Raw genomic sequence first — 777 nt, forward strand, 5'->3', positions numbered from 1 at the left:
GTTCAATCGTCCAATCATATTTTCTGTCCGATTTCTTGAATTCATCGATGTTGAAGTACGCCTTCATTGATGACGTGTAGATGTTCAACGATTTCGCTAGGAAGTCTTTACGTTGTTGTGGGTCATTTTGCGCTTGAATCGCATCATTCATGATGTCATCTGGTCGAATCGTTACGCCATAATTCGGATTGGCCTTCTCATGTTCAATCGGATTGGTATAGTCCACTTCCCTGTTCTCATCTTCGTCTGCTTTGCAAATGAAAACGAAATAAGCTTCATCTGTTACAGTTTCATCAAGAATCTTTTTGCAGTATTGCAAACGCTGGTAACAAAATGAAGTCATATCGTCACCAGCTGTAGTTATACCAATCATCAGCTTATTGGTGTATGCTTTCATTGCTTCCTTGATGATGTTGTATTGTTTCGGCGTCTTATACGCATGGATTTCATCAGCGATTCCGATATTACAGTTCAAAGAGTCTTGTTTATCTGGGTTGGCTGCTAATGCTCGGATGAAAATCGAACCATCGCCAAGTTCCCCACTAATGCTATGTTCCTGGTTGTTATTCAGGATTCGGAAGTTTTGTTCTTCTCCCATCTGCCGTAGGTTGAATAAAATGAATTCAAACGATTGCAACGACTGCTGCAACGCTGCACTTGTAATATAGATTTTAGAACCGGATTGACGCTCTAATAATGCCAGCGCCCATGCAAGACCAGCAATAAAACTCGTTTTCCCATTTTTCCTTGGGATATAAATAAACGCTTCCTTGAAGC

1 protein-coding gene is annotated in these 777 nt (G+C 40.7%); it reads right to left on the bottom strand.

Annotated elements, in window-relative coordinates:
* Positions 1-777, bottom strand: a 777-nt coding sequence (locus D7X99_RS41980) for a terminase large subunit (RefSeq protein ID WP_147476436.1), incomplete at both ends; no start/stop codon positions are given.

Source organism: Corallococcus sp. AB032C (genome assembly GCF_003668935.1).
In the GTDB taxonomy this organism is placed as follows: Bacteria; Myxococcota; Myxococcia; order Myxococcales; family Myxococcaceae; genus Corallococcus; species Corallococcus exiguus.